17 protein-coding genes, 1 pseudogene and 1 other annotated feature are annotated in these 16,653 nt (G+C 50.2%); of the genes and pseudogenes, 5 read left to right on the forward strand and 13 right to left on the reverse strand.

Features of this window, described 5'->3' with window-relative positions; all coding sequences use genetic code 11:
• Positions 1–14 precede the first annotated feature (14 nt).
• From AB1E22_RS06285 to tal, 3 genes are all read right to left on the reverse strand, one after another.
• Complete coding sequence (locus AB1E22_RS06285; protein WP_367594572.1) at positions 15–1,340, reverse strand: MFS transporter; 1,326 nt, start codon at positions 1,338–1,340, stop codon at positions 15–17.
• Positions 1,341–1,465: 125 nt separating this feature from the next.
• On the reverse strand, positions 1,466–2,053 hold the full coding sequence (gene mog, locus AB1E22_RS06290; RefSeq protein ID WP_367594573.1) for a molybdopterin adenylyltransferase: 588 nt from the start codon (positions 2,051–2,053) through the stop codon (positions 1,466–1,468).
• Positions 2,054–2,162: 109 nt separating this feature from the next.
• Entirely contained in the window at positions 2,163–3,116 is a 954-nt protein-coding gene (gene tal / locus AB1E22_RS06295; RefSeq protein WP_367594574.1) for a transaldolase, read from the reverse strand.
• A 317-nt stretch (positions 3,117–3,433) separates the two neighbouring features.
• Between tal and AB1E22_RS06300 the strand changes: the two genes are divergently transcribed.
• Together AB1E22_RS06300 and yaaA are read left to right on the forward strand one after the other, a co-directional pair.
• Positions 3,434–4,879 carry an alanine/glycine:cation symporter family protein gene (locus AB1E22_RS06300; RefSeq protein ID WP_367594575.1) on the forward strand — a complete coding sequence of 482 codons (1,446 nt, stop codon included), beginning with the start codon at positions 3,434–3,436 and terminating at the stop codon, positions 4,877–4,879.
• A gap of 68 nt (positions 4,880–4,947) precedes the next feature.
• Positions 4,948–5,721 (forward strand): peroxide stress protein YaaA, encoded by a 774-nt coding sequence (gene yaaA, locus AB1E22_RS06305; protein ID WP_367594576.1) that lies wholly within the window; start codon positions 4,948–4,950, stop codon positions 5,719–5,721.
• 32 nt (positions 5,722–5,753) lie between these two features.
• Here yaaA and AB1E22_RS06310 read toward each other — a convergent pair whose 3' ends face one another.
• The 7 genes and pseudogenes from AB1E22_RS06310 to yjjY form a co-directional block, all read right to left on the reverse strand.
• A complete protein-coding gene (locus tag AB1E22_RS06310; RefSeq protein WP_367594577.1) occupies positions 5,754–6,050 on the reverse strand; it encodes a DUF2502 domain-containing protein in 297 nt (98 codons plus the stop codon).
• Between the two features lie 215 nt (positions 6,051–6,265).
• On the reverse strand, positions 6,266–7,552 hold the full coding sequence (gene thrC / locus AB1E22_RS06315) for a threonine synthase (RefSeq protein ID WP_367594578.1): 1,287 nt from the start codon (positions 7,550–7,552) through the stop codon (positions 6,266–6,268).
• 3 nt (positions 7,553–7,555) lie between these two features.
• On the reverse strand, positions 7,556–8,485 hold the full coding sequence (gene thrB, locus AB1E22_RS06320) for a homoserine kinase (RefSeq protein ID WP_367594579.1): 930 nt from the start codon (positions 8,483–8,485) through the stop codon (positions 7,556–7,558).
• Position 8,486: 1 nt separating this feature from the next.
• Positions 8,487–10,949 carry a bifunctional aspartate kinase/homoserine dehydrogenase I gene (thrA, locus tag AB1E22_RS06325; protein WP_367594580.1) on the reverse strand — a complete coding sequence of 821 codons (2,463 nt, stop codon included), beginning with the start codon at positions 10,947–10,949 and terminating at the stop codon, positions 8,487–8,489.
• 26 nt (positions 10,950–10,975) lie between these two features.
• Positions 10,976–11,092: a sequence feature (Thr leader region), on the reverse strand.
• A complete protein-coding gene (thrL, locus tag AB1E22_RS06330) occupies positions 11,031–11,099 on the reverse strand; it encodes a thr operon leader peptide (protein WP_072009468.1) in 69 nt (22 codons plus the stop codon). It overlaps the preceding feature by 62 nt.
• Positions 11,100–11,283: 184 nt before the next feature.
• Positions 11,284–11,985 carry a tRNA/rRNA methyltransferase gene (locus tag AB1E22_RS06335; RefSeq protein ID WP_367594581.1) on the reverse strand — a complete coding sequence of 234 codons (702 nt, stop codon included), beginning with the start codon at positions 11,983–11,985 and terminating at the stop codon, positions 11,284–11,286.
• Between the two features lie 401 nt (positions 11,986–12,386).
• A pseudogene (yjjY, locus tag AB1E22_RS06340) lies at positions 12,387–12,528 on the reverse strand (protein YjjY).
• A gap of 219 nt (positions 12,529–12,747) precedes the next feature.
• On the opposite strand from yjjY, the gene arcA reads away from it, so the two are divergent.
• A complete protein-coding gene (gene arcA / locus AB1E22_RS06345) occupies positions 12,748–13,464 on the forward strand; it encodes a two-component system response regulator ArcA (protein WP_120064781.1) in 717 nt (238 codons plus the stop codon).
• A gap of 83 nt (positions 13,465–13,547) precedes the next feature.
• On the opposite strand, the gene creA is transcribed toward arcA, so the two are convergent.
• Entirely contained in the window at positions 13,548–14,018 is a 471-nt protein-coding gene (gene creA / locus AB1E22_RS06350) for a protein CreA (RefSeq protein ID WP_367594582.1), read from the reverse strand.
• A gap of 207 nt (positions 14,019–14,225) precedes the next feature.
• Between creA and robA the strand changes: the two genes are divergently transcribed.
• Entirely contained in the window at positions 14,226–15,095 is an 870-nt protein-coding gene (gene robA / locus AB1E22_RS06355) for an MDR efflux pump AcrAB transcriptional activator RobA (protein ID WP_367594583.1), read from the forward strand.
• Here robA and gpmB read toward each other — a convergent pair.
• Entirely contained in the window at positions 15,092–15,739 is a 648-nt protein-coding gene (gene gpmB / locus AB1E22_RS06360; protein ID WP_367594584.1) for a 2,3-diphosphoglycerate-dependent phosphoglycerate mutase GpmB, read from the reverse strand. The genes robA and gpmB overlap by 4 nt on opposite strands.
• A gap of 51 nt (positions 15,740–15,790) precedes the next feature.
• Here gpmB and yjjX point away from each other — a divergent pair, with 51 nt between their 5' ends.
• Positions 15,791–16,306 carry an inosine/xanthosine triphosphatase gene (gene yjjX / locus AB1E22_RS06365; RefSeq protein ID WP_367597343.1) on the forward strand — a complete coding sequence of 172 codons (516 nt, stop codon included), beginning with the start codon at positions 15,791–15,793 and terminating at the stop codon, positions 16,304–16,306.
• On the opposite strand, the gene trpR is transcribed toward yjjX, so the two are convergent.
• A complete protein-coding gene (trpR, locus tag AB1E22_RS06370) occupies positions 16,303–16,632 on the reverse strand; it encodes a trp operon repressor (protein WP_367594585.1) in 330 nt (109 codons plus the stop codon). The genes yjjX and trpR overlap by 4 nt on opposite strands.
• Between the last annotated feature and the right edge of the window lie 21 nt (positions 16,633–16,653).

Below are 16,653 nucleotides of genomic sequence, written 5' to 3' on the forward strand. Positions count from 1 at the left end.
GGCTCCGCGTTTTTTTATGAATGTTGCAGCGGCCTTTCAACCACCTTTTGTTCATGCGTTAAATCATTACGCAGCCAAATCCCCAGCCCCAATCCTACCATCGCCAGGGCCAACACATACCAGGCCGGGCCCATCGGTGATACCGCCGACAGCATAGTGACGAAAATTGGCGTCAGTCCACCGAAAATGGCATACGACATATTGTAGGAAAATGAGATCCCGCTAAAACGCACTTCCGCCGGGAAGGCTCTGACCATGACGTACGGTACTGCGCCAACCACGCCAACGCTCAGACCCACTAGCCCATATAAGAAGAACAGATATTCAGGATGGCTTGCCGTCAGGTGATAGAACATCCAGCTACACACTGCCAGCAACACGCTTCCAACGATAAAAGTTTTACTTGCCCCAATACGGTCAATAACCAGCCCCGCCGCAATACATCCGATGCACAACATGACTATCGCAATACTGTTCGCTTGCAGCGTTAATGCAGGTGCTATACCCAACTGTTTTTGTAGCCACGTTGGTGCCATCAAAATAACCACCACAATCCCGGCGGACAAAAGCCAGGTCAGCAGCATTGAGATCACTACCGCCTTTTTATGATTCACAATGACGGATTTCAACGGTAACTCTTCCGCCAGTGCTTTGCGCTGCTGCATCTCAATAAAGATTGGCGTCTCTTGCAGCCAACGGCGCAGATACATCGCCACCAGCCCGAAAATACCGCCGAGGAAGAACGGAATACGCCAGCCGCCGTCGTGAATTGCCTGCTGCGTCATCGAAGTATTAATAATGGTCGCGACAACGGAACCCAGCAAAATGCCTGCGGTTAAGCCCGCGGTCAGCGTGCCGCACGCAATGCCGATTCGTTTATAAGGTACATGCTCCGCAACAAATACCCATGCCCCAGGCACTTCCCCGCCAATGGCCGCGCCCTGAAGAACACGCATCAAAAGCAATAATACAGGGGCTGCGATGCCAAGCGTTTCATAGGTAGGCAACATACCAATCGCAAGCGTTGGAAGCGCCATCAGTAAAATGCTCAGCGTGAACATCTTCTTGCGCCCAACCAGATCGCCGAAGTGCGCCATGATGATCCCGCCTAATGGACGCGCCAGATAGCCCGCAGCAAATATGCCGAACGTTTGTAGCTGACGAAGCCATTCAGGAATATCCGCCGGGAAGAATAGCGCCCCGACCACGGTGGCAAAGAAAACGAAGATGATGAAGTCGTAGAATTCGAGCGCGCCCCCCAGGGCGGCAAGGGTCAGGGTTTTATAATCCTGACGATTCAGAGGTCTTGTGCGTTGTGTTGAATGTAATTGTTGTGACATAAGAACCTGCGCATGAAGAGAAGTGTGATTATTACTTTCCATTTTGCTGTAAAGCAAAACTTACTATAACCAACCCCACTCCACATTCCAGACTCACTGCATCTTATGTCACAAACAGAAAGGATTCAGGATTTTACTTCGCGAATTGCACTTTTAGGACGAAAAGCTGCTACGACCTGGCTTTCCGTTTCGATGTAAGGGCCATCCAGCAACTGTACACAATAAGGTACACTCGCAAAGATACCCGGCACGACCACTTTGCCTTCGGCGTCTTTTACACCCTCCAGCGTTTCCTGAATGGACTTCGGTTGCCCCGGTAAATTAAGGATTAACGCCTGTTTGCGGATAACGCCAACCTGGCGAGAAAGTATTGCTGTTGGCACAAAGTGCAGGCTGATTTGACGCATCTGTTCGCCAAACCCAGGCATTACACGGTCAGCAATAGCAAGCGTGGCGTCAGGTGTTACATCACGACGCGCCGGGCCGGTACCGCCGGTGGTTAACACCAAATGACATCCCATTTCATCAACCAGCTCACAGAGCGCCTGTTCAATAAGCGGCTGCTCATCGGGGATTAAGCGCGTTTCAATGTGGAAAGGTGTAGTCAGGGTGCGTTCCAGCCAGTCAACCAGCGATGGAATGCCTTTATCTTGATAGACACCGCTTGAAGCGCGGTCAGAGATGGAAACTAAGCCAATGCGTAAGGTATTCATATCATTCCCGGGGAGTCAAAACTTTAACGGAATGATACACGGCGAAGAGCGTTGCAGACAGGGTATAACACTAAAAAGCGTGGCCGGAGAGCTCCGGCCACGGCAATGATTACAGCAGGTCGCCGATCATTTTTTCCAGTTTTTCCTGGTCGATAGCAAACTTACGGATGCCGTCAGCCAGTTTATCAACCGCCATTGGATCCTGATTGTGACTCCACAGGAACTCGGATTCGGTCATGCGCTCTGGGCGTGCTTTCACTTCGCCGGTGTAAGACAGTTTACGCTCAACCGCGCCTTCGCTTTCAGCCAGCTCTTTGAGCAGAGCAGGTGCGATGGTCAGACGGTCACAGCCAGCCAGTTCGATGATCTCGCCCAGGTTACGGAAGCTTGCACCCATAACGACGGTTTCATAACCGTGTTGTTTGTAGTACTGGTAGATTTCAGAAACAGAAACCACACCTGGATCTTCCTGCGGTGCGTACTCTTTCTTATCGGTATTCGCTTTGTACCAATCGAGGATACGACCTACGAATGGAGAAATCAGGAACACGCCCGCTTCTGCACAAGCACGAGCCTGAGCGAAGGAGAACAGCAGAGTCAGGTTACAGTTGATGCCTTCTTTTTCCAGTTGCTCAGCAGCACGGATACCCTGCCAGGTAGAAGCCAGTTTGATCAGGATACGGTCGTTGCTGATGCCCGCATCGTTGTAGAGTTTGATCAGATGTTTTGCTTTAGCAATACTGGCTTCGGTGTCGTAAGACAGACGCGCATCAACTTCAGTAGAAATGCGACCTGGGATCAGTTTCAGGATTTCCAGACCAATATTCACCGCCAACTTATCAGTTGCATCCACAACTTGTTGTTCACGGGAGCTGCTCTGCTCGCGCGCCCAGGCAACCGCATCGTCAATCAGTTTGCGGTATTCAGGGATCTGCGCCGCATTCAGAATCAGAGAAGGGTTAGTGGTAGCATCTTGCGGTTGATACAGCTTCATTGCCGCAATATCCCCGGTGTCCGCAACTACTGTGGTTAGCTGACGCAGGGAGGTCAATTTATCCGTCATGATAGTGTTTCTCGTTAGGTGTTACTTGTTAGGGGGATGTAACCGGTCTGGCTTGATGATATCACGACCCAATTCCGGTGCAACCGCAGTAATATAACCGTTAGCGGCAAGGAAACTTATCCCTATGAGCCCACTTCAGTAAGTATTGGGTGGTGAGTGTAAGCCACACCCGAATACTTGAAGGATGAAGGGTAACATCGGTAGGAACTGAACGCGGAATTGATAAATACCGTGTATTATTTGCCTGCAATCTAATGGAATATGAGCGGCCACAGCGTTTTAGCCGTGCCCGTAACGCATGCAAACGAGGGATGTTAATGACAGATTTCTTTCTGTTTATCAATGAAATACTCTGGGGTTCAATCCTCATTTATTTATTAGTCGGTGCCGGTCTGTGGTTCACCTGGCGCTGCGGTTTTGTTCAATTTCGCTATCTGACAAAAATACGCCGCATCGTTATGGCAAAAAATGATGCCGACCCTTCCGGACTTTCCTCATTTCAGGCTCTCTGCACAAGCCTTGCCGCACGCGTCGGCAGCGGTAACCTTTCAGGCGTAGCAATTGCTCTGACACTCGGCGGCCCCGGCGCGATCTTCTGGATGTGGGTCGTTGCGATACTCGGTATGGCGACCTCTTTCGTCGAATGCTCCCTTGCCCAGCTTTATAAAACGCGCGACAGCGAAGGCAACTACCGGGGCGGCCCGGCCTGGTACATGGAACGCGGCCTGGGAATGCGCTGGATGGGCGTGATGTTTTCCATCTTCCTGATGCTGGCGTTTGGCCTGATTTTTAACGCCGTGCAGGCGAACGCTATCGCCAACGCCGTTAATAACGCATTCGGAATACCGAAAACCTGGATCGGCATTTCGCTGATGGTCGTTACTGCAGGCGTCATCTGGGGCGGCATGCGCGGTACCGCACGAATTTCACAATGGTTAGTGCCATTTATGGCGCTGATTTGGGTGTTGATGAGTCTGGTCGTGATGGCGATGAATATTGAACGCCTGCCGGATGTCATCGCGCTGGTGTTCAAAAGCGCGTTTGGCTGGCAAGAAGCCGCTTCAGGTGCCTTAGGATTTACCATCAGCCAGGCGATCACGACAGGTTTTCAGCGCGGAATGTTTTCCAACGAAGCGGGCATGGGCTCCTCCCCCAATGCCGCTGCCGCTGCCGCAACCTGGCCGCCGCATCCGGCATCGCAAGGGCTTGTGCAGATGTTTGGCGTATTTATCGATACCATTATTATCTGCTCTGCCACCGCTGGAATTGTTCTGTTTTCGGGCATTCTGGACGCACCACACCCGGAGCTAAATGGCATCATGCTGGTACAACAGGCGCTTAGTAACGTCGTGGGCTCATGGGCGTCGGCCTTTATCGCATTGATTGTGATTCTTTTTGCGTTCACATCGATAGTCGCCAATTATGCCTATGCAGAAAATAACCTGATGTTCTTGCAGCAAAAAAGCCCTTTCGCCACGGTGCTATTCCGCTGCCTCGCACTGGTGATGGTGATGTTTGGTACGCTTTCGCCGCTGCCGCTGGTCTGGCAAATGGCAGATGTGGCAATGGCGTTTATGGCAGCAACCAATCTCACCGCCATTTTGCTGCTTTCGCCCGTCGCTCGCGATCTGAGTAATGATTATCTGCGCCAGTTGCGCCTTGGCGTAACGCCGGTTTTCGACCCAAACCGTTTTCCGGAAATTAAAAGCCAACTGGAACCGGGAATTTGGGACAACCCAACCGCCCCAGAAACTAAGCGCTAATCGCAACCATTGGCGGATACTTTCGGTAAATTTGCTAAAGTAGTGGCAAAAATCGGCAAGGAAAAGACATGCTAATTCTTATTTCACCTGCAAAAACTTTGGATTATCAAAGCGATCTTCCAACCGATCGTTTTACACAGCCAGAGTTACTGGATTACTCCCAGCAGCTTATTTCGGTAGCACGCAAGCTAAGCGCGCCCGACATTTCATCCTTGATGCATATCAGCGACAAACTGGCGTCGCTGAACGCCACGCGTTTTCACGACTGGCACCCGGATTTCACCCCAGACAATGCGCGTCAGGCGATTCTGGCGTTTAAAGGCGATGTGTATACGGGGTTACAAGCCGAAACGTTCAGCGAGGCAGATTTCGAGTTTGCACAGCAGCATTTACGCATGCTCTCAGGCCTGTATGGCGTTTTGCGCCCGCTTGATCTGATGCAGCCGTATCGTCTGGAAATGGGCATCAAACTTGAAAATCCGAAAGGCAAAGACCTGTATCATTTCTGGGGCGATACCATCACCGAGAAGCTCAATCACGCGTTGGCGGATCAGGGCGATAATATCGTAATAAATCTGGCTTCTGACGAGTACTACAAATCGGTAAAACCGAAAAAGCTCCAGGCAGAAATCATCAAGCCTGTATTCCTCGATGAGAAGAACAGCAAGTTTAAAGTCATCAGTTTCTACGCCAAGAAAGCGCGTGGTTTGATGAGCCGCTACATTATTGAGAATCGACTGACCAATCCAGAGCAGCTTACGGGATTTAATACTGACGGCTATTTCTTCGATGAAACAACCTCGAGTAAGAATGAGTTAGTGTTTAAACGCCACGAGCAGTAAAACAGAACGCCAGCGCAATGCTGGCGTTTTATTTAGTGGTGTTTTTTTTGCCCGTAGTGGTTACCGTTATCGTGATGATCTTTCTCATGATGGCGGTTGTCATGACGATCATCGCGATGGTCGTGCGGGTTCCATCGGTTATCACGCCATTCATAATGATCGTTCCACCAGCCACGATCGCGCCAGTGGCCGCCGTCCCAATAGTTTCCGTGATTATCTGTATCGCCAATCTGTAATTTCACTGCCGGGATAAGCGTGATTTCTGAGGCTTGTACCGCTAACGGAGTCACTATCAGAATTGATAACGCCAGAATCATTGATTTCAACATAAGTCACTCCTTACTATATTCACGCCCATTATGGGTTATTGAGGTAAGCATAGGCCTCAAAACATCGGGTTGTTATTCTCTGCAATCCTAATCTCTAACCTCCCGCATTTAATGGGAATTTCTGCGTTTTCCCTCCTTGTTTCCTGCACAATCTCTCCATGATTCAGGCGTAAAAAAGCCACTCCGCGGAGTGGCTCGATAAAGCGCAAAAAAGGTTATGCCTTGCTCATCATTAATTCACGCAGCGCGGCAAAATCCGCTGGCAGATTATGGGAAAGCAGCGGTAAATCAGCGCGTTCAGCAAGCTCAGCTGGCAACGGCAGGGTTTCACCCAGAATCTCTTCAACGCTTTCTTTGAATTTCGCGGGATGCGCAGTGCCCAGGAACAGGCCGTATTCGCCCGGCTGGAGCTGATCACGCAGCGCGCGATAAGCGATTGCCGCGTGCGGTTCAGAAACGTAACCCACCGCTTTCAGCTCACGCATGGTGGCTTTTGTGGTTTCATCCGTCACCGTCGCGTAACCCAGGTCGGTCAAACGCCAGATCTTACGGCGGAATAACTCCTCCACACGCGGCCAGTTGTTTGGCTGGCTAACATCCATGGCGTTAGAAAGCGTGGCAACCGTGGTTTTTGGCGTCCATTTGCCATCGGCCAGGAAGCGTGGAACGGTGTCGTTCGCGTTGGTTGCCGCAATGAAACGTTTGATTGGCAAACCGAGCGATTTTGCCAGCAGGCCCGCCGTTAAATCACCGAAGTTACCGCTCGGTACGGAAACTACCAATTGGTTACGCGCTTCTTGCGGCAACTGGGCGACGGCTTCAAAGTAGTAGCAAATTTGCGCCAGTAAGCGGCTGATGTTAATAGAGTTGGCGGAGTTTAAGCCCAGCGCGACTTTCAGCTCTTCGTCGTCAAATGCTTGCTTCACCAGCGCCTGGCAGGCATCGAAATCACCGTCGATAGCGACAGTTTCAATGTTGCCGCCCAGGGTACAGAACAGTTTTTCCTGAAGTGGGCTGATTTTGCCGCGCGGATAGAGAATCACCACGCGCACGTTTTTCAGACCATAAAACGCATGTGCTACAGCCGCGCCGGTATCGCCGGAGGTTGCGGTCAGAATCGTGACCGGTTTGTCGCCGCTGATATGGGTTAGCATCTGCGCCATAAAGCGGCCGCCGAAATCTTTAAACGCAAGCGTAGGGCCGTGGAATAACTCCAGGCAGCCAATATCTGGCTCAACACTTTTGACCGGTGCAGGGAAAGCAAATGCTGCACGGACGCGCTCGGCAAGCAATTCCTGGGGGATCTCATCGCCGATAAATGCAGACAAAATTTTGCTACTGCGCGTAACGAAATCCATCTTCAACATTTCGTCGATTTCAGTCAGCTCAAACTCTGGCAAGTCGTGGGGGAAAAACAGCCCTTGCTGTTTACCCAGGCCCTGCACAATCGCCTGGGCGAAATTGACCTGCTCGTTATGATCTTTAAGGTTATACAGTTTCATGCGTTATCCCAGAACTCGTGCGCCCGCCGTGTCCAGACGGCAAATATGTACAAAACCTTCCTGGTTCTGCAAATAGTGTTGGCTAAGCCAGTCAGCCACGCGTTGTGCGGTATCAGTGTTATCGCACAGTGCAAAGAGAGTTGGGCCGGAGCCCGAAATACCACTCGCCAGAGCGCCAATATCGGAAGCAGCCTGGCGCGCCTCGTTAAAGCGCGGCAAAAGTTTCGCGCGGTACGGCTCGGCAATCACATCGCGCATCAGCTTCGCTGCAAGCTGTGGCTGACGGGTGTGGCAGGCGTGAATAAATCCTGCCAGATGACGGCCATGGCTAATGCAATCCTGGCGGCGATACTGCGCCGGAAGAATGGCGCGTGCTTCAGCCGTAGAGACTTTAATTCCCGGGTAGGCCAGCACCCACAGCCATTCATCAAAACCGGGAACAGACTGGCTGATGATGCCATTTTCTTCAATCATCAGTTGCATGCCGCCCAGGAAACAAGGGGCAACATTATCGTAGTGAACGCTGCCCGAAATGCGCCCTTCCAGCTCACCCATCAGGCCCAGCAAACGGGTAGCGCTCAGCGGCTTGCCGCAGAATTCGTTCATCGCCATTAAACCGGCAACGACTGAACATGCGCTTGAGCCAAGGCCGGAGCCAATCGGCATGCTTTTTTCCAGCGTCATCGCTACAGGGATGTTTTTGCCGATTTCCTGACAGAAACGCTCCCAGCATTGATAGACGATATTTTCGCGCGGCTCCGACGGTAATTTACTGGCGAAGCGACCGATGTTATTCAAGCTGAAAGTGTCCGCCGCTTCGACAGTCACATAATCGCCAAGCAGCGAGCCATCAATGGGCGAAACAGCCGCGCCCAGCACATCAAACCCGACGCTCATATTGGCACTGGAAGCCGGGGCGTATACTTTAACCATCTTAAACTCCTAACTTCCATGACAAAGTGCGCAATAAGTCGGCGAAAACACCGGCAGCGGTGACATCATTCCCGGCTCCGTAGCCACGAAGAACGAGCGGCAACGGCTGGTAGTAGCGGCTGTAGAAAGCCAGGGCGTTTTCGCCGTTTTTAACTTTATACAGCGGGTCATTGCCATCTACCGCATCAATTTTCACTTTACAGCTACCGTCGGCTTCAATCACACCAACATAACGCAGCACTTTTCCTTCGTCGCGGGCTTTCGCCACACGCGCTGAAAACTCGTCATCCAACTGCGGTAAGCGTGCCATGAATGAGTCAACATCACCCGTAGAATCAAAAGACTTGGGTAATACGGGTTCGATGACAATATCGGAAAGCTCAAAGTTACTTCCGGTTTCACGGGCCAGAATCAGCAGCTTACGCGCCACATCCTGACCGGAAAGATCGTCACGCGGATCGGGCTCGGTGTAACCCATTTCGCGAGCCACTTTGGTCGCTTCAGACAGGCTCATGCCTTCATCAAGTTTGCCAAAGATAAACGACAGGGAACCGGAAAGAATCCCGGAAAAACGCTGTAATTCGTCACCTGCGTTTAGCAAGTTTTGCAGATTTTCAATAACCGGCAGACCCGCGCCAACGTTGGTGTCATAGAGGAATTTACGGCGCGATTTTGCCGCAGCGTTGCGCATCTGGTGGTAGTAATTCATTGTGGAGGTATTCGCCTTTTTGTTTGGCGTCACCACGTGGAAACCTTCGCCGAGGAAATCAGCGTATTGATCGGCAACGGCCTGGCTGGAAGTACAGTCGACAATGACCGGGTTTAGCAGATGATACTCTTTCACCAGACGAATCAGGCGCCCAAGGTTAAACGGCTCTTTCGCCTGCGAGAGCTCTTCCTGCCAGTTATCCAGATTCAGGCCGTGAATATTTGTTAAGAGCGCTTTTGAATTCGCAATACCGCACACGCGTAAATCAATATGCTTTTGCTTCAACCATACCTGCTGACGTTTTACCTGTTCCATCAGCGCGGCACCTACGCCACCGACGCCAATCAGGAACACTTCGATAACCTGATCGGTGTTAAAGAGCATCTGATGCGTTACACGCACACCCGTCGTCGCATCGTCATTACTGACCACGACAGAAATGGAACGCTCGGAAGACCCCTGGGCAATAGCTACGATATTGATGTTAGCGCGAGCAAGGGCGGCAAAGAATTTGGCAGAAATGCCACGCAGGGTACGCATACCGTCGCCGACCACAGAAATGATCGCCAGATGCTCCATAATATCCAGTGGCTCCAGCAGGCCCTCTTTCAGCTCGAGATAGAACTCATCCCCCATTGCGCGGCGGGCACGAGCGCAATCCGCCTGTGGCACACAGAAACTGATGCTGTATTCCGAAGAGGACTGAGTAATCAGCACTACGGAGATTCCGGCGCGGGACATCGCTGCAAATACGCGCGCTGCCATGCCAACCATCCCTTTCATGCCTGGGCCTGAGACGTTAAACATCGCCATATTGTTCAGGTTGGTGATGCCTTTAACGGCCAAACCGTCTTCATCGCTCTCCCCGCCAATCAAGGTGCCAGGCGCTTGCGGGTTGCCGGTATTTTTAATCAGACAAGGGATTTGGAACTGAGCGATGGGAGTAATAGTACGAGGGTGAAGAACTTTAGCGCCGAAGTAAGAAAGCTCCATGGCTTCCTGATACGACATCGATTTCAGCAACCTGGCATCGGGAACCTGGCGCGGGTCGCAGGTATAAACCCCGTCGACATCAGTCCAGATCTCACAACAATCTGCCCGTAAACAGGCAGCTAACACGGCAGCAGAATAGTCAGAGCCGTTACGCCCTAACACCACTAATTCGCCCTTCTCGTTTCCGGCAGTGAAACCGGCCATGAGAATCATATGATCTGCCGGAATGCGGCTTGCAGCGATGCGACGAGTGGACTCAGTAATATCTACGGTGGACTCAAGGTAATGCCCAACGGCGAGAAGTTTTTCTACCGGATTGATAACCGTCACGTTGTGCCCACGCGCTTTGAGCAACTCAGACATGATGGCGATAGAGAGTTTTTCGCCACGGCAGATAATTGCCGCGTTAATGCTATCCGGGCATTGTCCCAGCAGGCTAATGCCATGCAGGACATGTTTTAGCTGAGCAAATTCTTGCTCAACAAAGGTTTTAAGTTGTGCGAGTGGGAAACCGGGTTGAGCCTCAGCCAGGCCATTAAGCAGTTCGTTAAAAATACGTTCTGCATCGCTGATATTCGGTGCTGCATCCTGGCCGCCAATAGTTTTTTCAATCATGGCAACGAGGTGATTGGTAATTTTGGCCGGGGCAGATAACACGGTCGCAACCTGCCCCTGTTTGGCATTGCTTTCCAGGATATCGGCTACACGAAGAAAACGCTCCGCATTCGCCACTGAAGTTCCACCGAATTTCAACACTCGCATTTATTATTACCCTTGAGTTTTTAGTCCAAAAAAAAGCCCGCACTGTTTAGGTGCGGGCTTTTTTCGTTTTTCCTGTATGCGTCAGCCCGCACCGTTACCTGTGGTAATGGTGGTTGTAATAATTGTGGTCATTGGGCTGATACGAATCATGGATGTTGTGTGCTCGTAATATGATTTACCTATATTGACTAAAGTATCCGGCAGACTAAGTCAATTTATTTTTGATTTCGTCCCTATGTAGGGGAAGGCGGCTGAACGCTGATAAATCATTAAAAACACCGTTTATAACGCTGAAAAAATGGGGAAGTACTGCCCAATTTTCGCTGCCGTTAAATCAATTATCAGCATTTTCCGCTGGCAGTTTTTTTTCAATATCATGAAGCAAACGGTGCAGCATTGCCGTGTCACGTTGCGCTAGCAACCCTAAGCGCTGCTGCAACCAGTCGACCATTTTTTGGTCATCGCTGGCATCTACGCGCTCGAGCAATGCCGTGATCCTGGAACGCAGCGCACTCAATTGTTGAGCATCTACCGCATCATGTTCTGGCGCAGCAAGTTGCATCAGCGCTGACAGTTGATAGCAATAAACCATCACCGCCTGGCCAAGATTAAGTGATGGATAATCCGCAACCATCGGCACACCGGTTAACACATCCGCCAGTTCGAGTTCTTCGTTGGTTAGCCCGGAATCTTCGCGGCCAAAAACCAACGCTGCGGTGTTTACCCAGGTACGCTTTTCTTCCAACAGCGGAATCAGTTGCTGCGGGGTCGCGTAGTAGTGGAATTTAGCGCGGCTACGAGCGGTCGTTGCAATGGTGAAATCCACGTCATGCAAGGCTTCTGCAAGCGTATTGAAATGTTTTGCGTTATCAAGCACATCACCTGAGCCATGGGCCACCCATCGGGCCTCCGGTTGGCGATCAGCTTCGCTGTCAACAATACGTAATTCTGCAAATCCCATGGTTTTCATGGCGCGGGCTGCGGCCCCCACATTTTCAGCTCTGGCGGGAGCGACCAAAATAATTAAAAAACGCATTAAAACTCTCTTAAAAAAGTGTCCGATATTGGACATTCACAAGATCCAAATGATAATACGCATCAAAAATTTACATTAAGATAACATTCATCTATAAAATGTAGATAATGCGAATCATAAGCACCTTAAATACATATTGGTGGTTTGACCAGCGAACAAAGAAGCATTAACCAGACCTATCAGTTTGTTTTATATGGTAAAAAACCCATTCAAGCGCTATTAGCCATCAGATTTACGTTCTTTACTAATCAATTCATGTAACTATATTGATTATTAAAAAATTGTGACGGACGATGTCAAAACGCTACGATGATTTCATCAAACTGTTAACGTGCTACAATTGAATTTGATATATGTCAACGAAGCGTAGTTTTATCAGATGTCTAAAGCGGTCCTGCCTGTTATGTTGCTGTTAAAATGGTTAGGATAACAACCGTTTTTGACACCGTCGGGTCCAGAGGGAAAAGTGCCCACGACCAAGCTAATGATGTTGTTGACGTTGATGGAAAGTGCATCAAGAACGCAATTACGTACTTTAGTCATGTTACGCCAGGCATGTTAATTTTTACCGTTTATATTTCGAGTTACAGGTAGGCGGCCAGGGAGTGAATCCTCAGGAGCTTACTTAAGTAAGTGACTGAGGTGAGTGAGTGCAGCCAACACCCCTGTAGCTTGAAAGATGAATGATATGGCATGTATTAGGCAGGTCAGGGACTTTTGTACTTCCTGTTTTGATTTAGTTGGCAATTTTAGGTAGCAAACATGCAGACCCCGCACATTCTTATCGTCGAAGACGAATTAGTAACACGCAACACGTTAAAGAGCATTTTTGAAGCCGAAGGCTATGATGTTTCTGAAGCGACTGATGGCGCTGAAATGCATCAAATCCTTTCCGATAATGACATCAATCTGGTCATTATGGATATCAATCTGCCAGGGAAAAATGGCCTGTTGCTGGCGCGTGAATTGCGTGAGCAAGCCAATGTGGCGTTGATGTTCCTGACCGGGCGCGATAACGAAGTGGATAAAATCCTTGGCCTTGAAATCGGCGCAGATGATTACATCACTAAGCCATTCAATCCACGTGAATTAACCATCCGTGCGCGTAACCTGTTGTCGCGTACTATGAACCTGGGTGCAATCAGCGAAGAACGTCGTTCCGTTGAAAGCTACAAGTTCAATGGCTGGGAACTGGATATCAATAGCCGTTCATTGGTCAGCCCAAATGGTGAACAGTACAAGCTGCCGCGTAGCGAATTCCGTGCCATGCTGCACTTCTGCGAAAATCCTGGGAAAATTCAGTCTCGTGCTGAATTGCTGAAGAAAATGACAGGCCGTGAGCTGAAGCCACACGACCGTACCGTTGACGTTACGATTCGTCGTATCCGTAAACACTTCGAGTCAACCCCAGACACACCTGAAATCATCGCTACGATCCACGGCGAAGGTTATCGCTTCTGTGGCGATTTACAGGAATAACCTGTAATCAAATATGATTGTGAAAGGGCGGATTTTTAATCCGCCCTTTTCTTTTTTCGTACTTTTGTCTTTTCTAGAATCGTTTACTTCCAGGGCATAATGGGTACGGCACTCAGCGCGTTTTTAGGCGAACCTTCAACCACTTTGTCCGAGTACGCAAGATAAGCCAGCGTGTTGCGTTTTGCATCGTAGAAACGAACCACTTGCAGCTTCTTAAACACTAACGAAGTGCGCTTCTGGAATACGACATCCCCCTGCGTTTTACCCGCTTTGATCTTCTCGCTTAACTCAACTGGGCCCACTTGCTGACAAGAAATCGCCGCATCAGAGGTATCTTCAGCCAGGCCAAGGCCGCCTTTAATACCACCCGTTTTCGCACGGCTAATATAACAAGTGACGTTTTTTACATCCGGGTCGTCGAACGCCTCAACAACGATTTTATGGTCAGGGCCAAACACTTTGAAAACCGTGTCTACGGAGCCGATCTCTTCTGCCCGAACACCCAATGAAAGAAACAACAGTGAACTCAGCGCAACTAAAACTTTATATTTCATATTGTTACCAATAGTTAGGATTACCTTTAGGGATTATTAACACTTTGTGCTAAAAAATCGTTAAATATCACGTTATTAATAAAATTATCGGCATGAGTAACTGATTTTGGCACGTCTTGTTAAAAAAAACTCTGAATGCGATAACAACAAAAAGTGCTATCATCGCCCACATTAACGGCACTCACCGTGTCAGGATGAGGATATTATATGGATCAGGCTGGGATCATTCGCGATCTATTAACCTGGCTAGAGGGTCATTTGGATCAACCTCTGTCACTCGATAATGTGGCGGCTAAAGCAGGTTATTCCAAGTGGCACCTACAACGGATGTTCAAAGATGTTACGGGGCATGCCATTGGTGCCTATATTCGAGCACGTCGTTTATCAAAATCTGCTGTTGCGCTGCGTTTAACCGCCCGTCCTATACTGGATATTGCGTTGCAGTATCGCTTTGATTCCCAACAGACATTTACTCGCGCCTTTAAAAAGCAGTTCTCTCAAACCCCTGCGCTGTATCGCCGTTCTCCAGACTGGAGCGCTTTCGGTATGCGTCCGCCGCTGCGTTTAGATGAATTTACTCTTCCTCAGGCACAATTTATTACGCTACCGGAAATCCATCTGGTCGGTGTGACACAAAGCTATAGCTGTACGCTTGAGCAAATCTCTGATTTTCGTAATGAAATGCGTATCCAATTCTGGACACAATTCCTCGGAAACTCCCCGACGCTGCCGCGCGTGTTGTACGGGTTGCATGAGCCTCGCCCAAGCATTGAGAAAGATGACGAGCAGGAAGTTTTTTACACCACCGCGCTTACACCAGAAATGGCGAACGGGTTCCTGCCTGACTCTCACCCGGTCAAGTTGGAAGGGGGCGATTATGTGCAGTTCGACTATGAAGGGCCAGGCACCGGTTTGCAGGAATTTATCCTGACAATTTACGGCACTTGCATGCCGTCGCTGAACCTGACTCGCCGTAGAGGGAAGGATATTGAACGCTTCTTCCCGCAAGAAGAAGCGCGTGTTCAGGACCGACCGATGCAGATCCGTTGCGAATATCTCATTCCCGTCCGCCGTTAACGCTGTAGCTCATCCAATGCAGGGGCATCCAGATGCGAGATATCCCCTGCCATTTCAACCACCCAGCCAGAAGCCAACCACGGGCTTTGCTGGTGATCAACGCGGGAAATCGAACAGTTTCTTAAACGTAAGCGACGTTCAGCCCAGGCCGGTAACCCCAGAATCGTACTCACCAGGCAGCCTAGCGCCATACCGTGGCTAACCAGTAACGGGCGACTCCCCGGAGGTAAATCCAGGCAAGCATTGAGCGCTGCGTGCATACGCTCGCTCATTTCGAGCATGCTTTCTCCGTCCGGAATACGCCCGTCAGCGGTGCCATTCACCAGTTGGCGACGCCAGCCCTCTTCCTCTTCGCTTAGCGTATCCAGATTGCGGCGTTCAAGCACACCCATATCCAGCTCACGTAAGCGGGCATCCAGCGTGACATCAACGCCACACGCCTGTGCGATGATCTCTGCGGTGCGGCGAGTACGCCCTAAATCACTGGCAATCACATGTGTAATGCCTAACGTTTTAGCCCGCTCAGCCACCTGCTCGGCCTGACGTTCCCCTTTTTCAGTCAGCGCACTGTCTGACTGGCCCTGAATGCGGCGTTCTGCATTCCACTGCGTTTCGCCGTGGCGAACAAGGTATACCTGTAACATGCGTTTTATCCGTTATACTGCGGCAACAATTTCTTGAGAGTTTCAATGATTATGTACCATGTCGTCTGCGCAACAACCAATCCAGCAAAAATTCAGGCAATTTCCCAGGCGTTTGACGACATTTATGGTGTGGGATGCTGCCATATTGAACAGGTCTCCGTCGATAGTGGCGTTCCAGAACAGCCATTCGGAAACCATGAAACGCGAACTGGCGCACGATGCCGGATAATGAATGCGCGTCAGGTTCGGCCGGAAGCCGATTTTTGGGTGGCAGTTGAAGCAGGGATTGATGACGACAGCACATTCAGTTGGGTGGTTATTGAAAACCAAAGCCTGCGCGGCGAAGCCCGTTCGGCAACGCTCCCACTCCCGGCAATTATTCTTGAAAAAGTGCGTGCCGGCGAAGCGTTAGGGCCGGTGATGTCCGCCTATACCGGTGTCGATAAAATTGGCCGTAAAGAGGGTGCAATTGGGGTGTTTACCGCCGGAAAGCTAACTCGCAGTAGCGTTTACCATCAGGCGGTTATTCTGGCACTTAGCCCGTTCCATAACGAAGTTTATCGTTAATTTTTGCCGCTCAGCAATTCCTGCTCCAGCCAGGCACGTAACGCAGGCGGAGCAGATTTCAGGCTATTCGAACCACGCGTTATCGTGGCTATACCCGCGCCCAATTCATTTTTAAGCTCACGCTGGCTCATCTCACCGCGTAATAACTCTTCAACGATTCTGACCCGAGTCCCCAGGGCTGTGCGTTCGTCTGGTGTCAGCAACAGCATTAACAGCGGCATATGCAACTGGTTATCGAATGATTGCTGGAGCAACTCCACAAAGCGGAGCCACTCTTGATTGCTTTGCTCGGCATGCTCTGCCGAATATTGAGAATGCTGAGTCATGTTATGCCACCATACTATTCA

This window comes from Buttiauxella gaviniae (genome assembly GCF_040786275.1).
Taxonomy (GTDB): Bacteria; Pseudomonadota; Gammaproteobacteria; order Enterobacterales; family Enterobacteriaceae; genus Buttiauxella; species Buttiauxella gaviniae_A.

Coding starts and splice junctions, on each gene's coding strand:
- thrA (WP_367594580.1), bottom strand. CDS start 10,949: ATGCGAGTGTTGAAATTCGGTGGAACTTCAGTGGCGAATGCGGAGCGT.
- creA (WP_367594582.1), bottom strand. CDS start 14,018: ATGAAATATAAAGTTTTAGTTGCGCTGAGTTCACTGTTGTTTCTTTCA.
- robA (WP_367594583.1), top strand. CDS start 14,226: ATGGATCAGGCTGGGATCATTCGCGATCTATTAACCTGGCTAGAGGGT.
- gpmB (WP_367594584.1), bottom strand. CDS start 15,739: ATGTTACAGGTATACCTTGTTCGCCACGGCGAAACGCAGTGGAATGCA.
- trpR (WP_367594585.1), bottom strand. CDS start 16,632: ATGACTCAGCATTCTCAATATTCGGCAGAGCATGCCGAGCAAAGCAAT.
- thrB (WP_367594579.1), bottom strand. CDS start 8,485: ATGGTTAAAGTATACGCCCCGGCTTCCAGTGCCAATATGAGCGTCGGG.
- mog (WP_367594573.1), bottom strand. CDS start 2,053: ATGAATACCTTACGCATTGGCTTAGTTTCCATCTCTGACCGCGCTTCA.
- AB1E22_RS06285 (WP_367594572.1), bottom strand. CDS start 1,340: ATGTCACAACAATTACATTCAACACAACGCACAAGACCTCTGAATCGT.
- AB1E22_RS06335 (WP_367594581.1), bottom strand. CDS start 11,985: ATGCGTTTTTTAATTATTTTGGTCGCTCCCGCCAGAGCTGAAAATGTG.
- yjjX (WP_367597343.1), top strand. CDS start 15,791: ATGTACCATGTCGTCTGCGCAACAACCAATCCAGCAAAAATTCAGGCA.
- thrC (WP_367594578.1), bottom strand. CDS start 7,552: ATGAAACTGTATAACCTTAAAGATCATAACGAGCAGGTCAATTTCGCC.
- tal (WP_367594574.1), bottom strand. CDS start 3,116: ATGACGGATAAATTGACCTCCCTGCGTCAGCTAACCACAGTAGTTGCG.
- yaaA (WP_367594576.1), top strand. CDS start 4,948: ATGCTAATTCTTATTTCACCTGCAAAAACTTTGGATTATCAAAGCGAT.
- arcA (WP_120064781.1), top strand. CDS start 12,748: ATGCAGACCCCGCACATTCTTATCGTCGAAGACGAATTAGTAACACGC.
- AB1E22_RS06310 (WP_367594577.1), bottom strand. CDS start 6,050: ATGTTGAAATCAATGATTCTGGCGTTATCAATTCTGATAGTGACTCCG.
- AB1E22_RS06300 (WP_367594575.1), top strand. CDS start 3,434: ATGACAGATTTCTTTCTGTTTATCAATGAAATACTCTGGGGTTCAATC.